Origin of the sequence: Cellulosimicrobium cellulans, assembly GCF_042723955.1 — a bacterium.
GTDB lineage: Bacteria > Actinomycetota > Actinomycetes > Actinomycetales > Cellulomonadaceae > Cellulosimicrobium > Cellulosimicrobium cellulans_H.
This window is the reverse complement of sequence record NZ_JBHXIC010000049.1, coordinates 28,538-32,669: the sequence shown is the minus strand read 5'-3', so window position 1 is coordinate 32,669 and position 4,132 is coordinate 28,538. Positions and strand designations below refer to the sequence as shown.

The following is a 4,132-nucleotide window of genomic DNA, read 5'->3' as shown; positions in this document are numbered from 1 at the left end:
GGGGGGCTGTCGTCGGGGGGGCGGGGGGGGGGCCCCCGCCCCCCGGCCCGCGGGGGCTCCCCGGGGGGCCTGGCTGGGACGACGGGACGGTCACCCGCGCGGCGACGTCAGGCGCGCTTGGCGCGCGAGACCGCGCGGGCGCGCTCGGTCTGGTCGAGCAGCACCTTGCGGATGCGCACGACCTCGGGCGTGACCTCGACGCACTCGTCCTCGCGCGCGAACTCGAGCGACTCCTCGAGCGTGAGGTGGCGCGGCGGGATGAGGTTCTCGAAGTTGTCGGCGGTCGAGGACCGCATGTTCGTGAGCTTCTTCTCCTTGGTGATGTTCACGTCCATGTCCTCGTTGCGCGAGTTCTCGCCGACGATCATGCCCTCGTAGACCTCCTGCGTGGGGTCGACGAAGAACGAGCCGCGCTCCTGGAGGTTGATCATCGCGAACGGCGTCACCTTGCCGGCGCGGTCGGCCACGAGGGAGCCCGTCGTGCGGGTCTCGATGTGCCCGGCCCACGGCTCGTACCCCTCGGAGATCGAGGCGGCGATGCCCGTGCCGCGCGTCTCGGTGAGGAAGCGCGTGCGGAAGCCGATGAGCCCGCGCGCGGGGACCATGAACTCCATGCGGATCCAGCCGGTGCCGTGGTTCGACATGGTCTCCATGCGGCCCTTGCGCTGCGCGAGGAGCTGCGTGACGTTGCCGAGGTACTCCTCGGGGACGTCGATCGTCATGCGCTCCATCGGCTCGTGCGTCTTGCCGTCGATCGTGCGCGTGACGACCTGCGGCTTGCCGACCGTGAGCTCGAAGCCCTCGCGGCGCATCTGCTCGACGAGGATCGCGAGCGCGAGCTCGCCACGGCCCTGGACCTCCCACGCGTCGGGGCGCTCGGTCGGCAGCACGCGCAGCGACACGTTGCCGACGAGCTCGGAGTCGAGGCGGTCCTTGACCTGGCGGGCCGTGACCTTGTGGCCCTTGCCGCCCTTGCCCGCGAGCGGCGACGTGTTGATCCCGATGGTCATGGAGATCGCCGGGTCGTCGACCGTGATGAGCGGGAGCGGACGCGGGTCCTCCGGGTCGGTGAGCGTCTCGCCGATCGTGATGTCCGCGATGCCCGCGACGGCGACGATGTCGCCGGGTGCGGCCGACTCCGTGGGGACGCGGTCGAGCGCCTTGGTCTCGAGGAGCTCGGTGATCTTGACGTTCTGGAGCGTGCCGTCGTGACGGGCCCACGCCACGACCTGGCCCTTGCGGAGCTCGCCGTTGAAGATGCGCAGGAGCGCGAGGCGGCCGAGGAACGGCGACGCGTCGAGGTTCGTGACGTGCGCCTGGAGCGGCGCGCCCTCGTCGTACGTCGGCGCGGGGATCTTCTCGAGGATGGTCGTGAAGAGCGGCTCGAGGTCCTCGTTCGACGGGAGCTGCCCGTCCACGGGCTGGTCGAGCGACGCACGGCCGGCCTTGGCCGACGCGTAGACGACCGGGACGTCCAGGATGGCGTCGAGGTCGAGGTCGGGCACCTCGTCCGCGAGGTCGGAGGCGAGGCCCAGCAGCAGGTCCGTGGCCTCGGCGACGACCTCGGTGATGCGCGAGTCCGGGCGGTCGACCTTGTTGACGACGATGATGACCGGGAGCTTCGCGGCGAGCGCCTTGCGCAGCACGAACCGGGTCTGCGGAAGCGGGCCCTCGCTCGCGTCGACGAGGAGGACGACGCCGTCGACCATCGACAGGCCGCGCTCGACCTCGCCGCCGAAGTCGGCGTGGCCGGGGGTGTCGATCACGTTGATCGTGATGCCGTCGGGCTCCCCCACCGCGGCGGCGGCCGGGCCGGCGTAGCGGACCGCGGTGTTCTTCGCGAGGATGGTGATGCCCTTCTCGCGCTCGAGGTCACCGGAGTCCATGACGCGGTCGTCCACGTGCTGGTGCGCGGAGAAGGCGCCGGACTGGCGCAGCATCGCGTCGACGAGCGTGGTCTTGCCGTGGTCGACGTGGGCGACGATCGCCACGTTGCGCAGGTCGGAGCGCACAGACATCTACGGTTCTCATTTCGTGGGGTTCGAGGGGCGACGACGGCCGGCCACCTCTGCGCGCACGGCGCGGGAGCAGCCCGCCGCGGCATCACGGAGCACGGGCCGTCACCCGGGCACGGCTATCCTACCGGGTCGCGGTTCCCGCCACCATGACCCCCGTCACTCCCGGCCGTTCCCCTCGTGCGAGCGGCACCACGACACGTCGCGGCAGAGCGCCGCCTCAGCGCGGAGAACCCTTGCGCGGACGCCGTGCCAACGCGCGCCACCGGTCCGGGCGGTCGGGGTAGAGCTCCTCCCACTGCTCCGAGATGCTCTCCGACACGCGCGTCGTCACGTGCTCCGTCAGCGCCGTGCGCGCCGCCCGGCGCTCGGCGCGCAGGATCGCGGCGTGCTCCGCGCGCAGGGCACGGACGGTGGACACGGCCATCCCGATCATGACGACGGAGAACGGCAGCGCGATGAGGATCGCCGCGGTCTGGAGCGCCTGGAGACCGCCGGCGAGCAGGAGGGCGATCGCGAGCAGCCCCGAGACGCCCGCCCAGAAGACGCGGCTCCACGTGGGCGGATTCGGGTTGCCCCCGCTCGCGAGCATGTCCACCACGAGCGAGCCGGAGTCCGACGACGTCACGAAGAAAACGACGATCAGCAGGATGCCCGCGACCGAGAGGACGTTGCCGAGCGGCAGGCCGTCGAAGAGCAGGAACAGCGTCGTGTCGGTGTCGACCGCTCCGTCGACGAGCATGCTCCCCGGTTCGGTCAGCTCGCGGTAGAGGCCCGACCCGCCGAAGACCGAGAACCACAGGGTCGTGACGATCGTCGGGACGAGCAGCGTCCCGAGGACGAACTCGCGCACCGTGCGTCCGCGCGAGATCCGGGCGATGAAGACGCCCACGAACGGCGCCCAGGAGATCCACCAGCCCCAGTAGAAGATCGTCCACGACGACTGCCACTCGAGCCCGGCCTCGCCCTGGAACGCGGTCGTGTCGAAGGACAGCCGGACGATGTTCTGGACGTAGTACCCGAGCGACTGGACCCACTCCCGCAGGAGGAAGAGGGTCGGCCCCAGGGCCAGCACGAGGACCAGGACGACCCCGGCCAGGACCATGTTGCCGTTCGAGAGCCACTTGATCCCCTTGCCCAGCCCCGACACGACGGAGATCGTCGCGAGCGCCGTGATCGCCGCGATCAGGCCGATCTCGAGGGCCGTGCTCGGCTGCACCACGTCGAGATACCCGAGGCCGGCCGCGATCTGGAGGACGCCGAACCCGAGGGACGTCGCCACCCCGAACACCGTGCCGATGATCGCGACGACATCGATGACGTCCCCGAGCCGCCCCTTCACCCGGTCGCCGAACAAGGGCTCGAGCGCCCAGCGGATCGAGACCGGGCGGCCCTTGCGGTGGATCGCGTACGCGAGGGCCAGCCCCGCGACCACGTAGATCGCCCAGGCGTGGATTCCCCAGTGGAGGTAGCTCTGGCCCATCGCTGCCTGGGCGAGCGCGGCGTCGTTCCCCTCGACGCCCGGCTTGGGGTCGACGTAGTGCGAGAGCGGCTCCGCGACGCCCCAGTAGACGAGCCCGATGCCCATGCCCGTCGCGAAGAGCATCGCGAACCAGACGGGGAGCCGGAACAGGGGCGTCTCCTCATCCTTGCCGAGCACGATGTCGCCGAAGCGGCTCATGCCCATCCACAGGGAGAACACGACGAACCCGGCCACGACGATCACGTAGTACCAGCCGAAGACCCCGATGACGTCCCGCTGGAGCGTGTTCATGAGCGCCGTCATCGTGTCGGTGAAGAGGATGGTCGCCAGCACGAAGAGCAGGATGATCCCGGCCGCCGGGTAGAAGACCCGAGGGTCGGGCCGCCCGGTCCGGGGCGCGTCGGGAGAGTGCGACGGCGCGACGGGCACGCCACCCTCGGCATCAGGCCCGGGGCCCACCGGATCTTCGGCAGTCTCGGGAGGAGTCTCGTGCTCCGGCGCGTCCATGGGCTCCAGGCTTGTCGCGTGGGCGCCACCCGGCAACCGGAACGGGGGGGGGGGGCGGGCGGGGGCGCCGCGCCCCCCGCGGGCGGGGGCGCTGGGGGGGGGGGGGGGGGTGTTACAGCCGCCCGCC

Annotated in this window: 2 protein-coding genes; both read right to left on the bottom strand. The window is 71.3% G+C overall.

Annotated features, from left to right (window positions below; all coding sequences use genetic code 11):
• Positions 1-107: 107 nt before the first annotated feature.
• Entirely contained in the window at positions 108-2,018 is a 1,911-nt protein-coding gene (gene typA / locus ACFWH7_RS13790; protein WP_047232779.1) for a translational GTPase TypA, read from the bottom strand.
• Between the two features lie 217 nt (positions 2,019-2,235).
• A complete protein-coding gene (locus ACFWH7_RS13785) occupies positions 2,236-3,927 on the bottom strand; it encodes a BCCT family transporter (RefSeq protein WP_378217079.1) in 1,692 nt (563 codons plus the stop codon).
• Positions 3,928-4,132 lie beyond the last annotated feature (205 nt).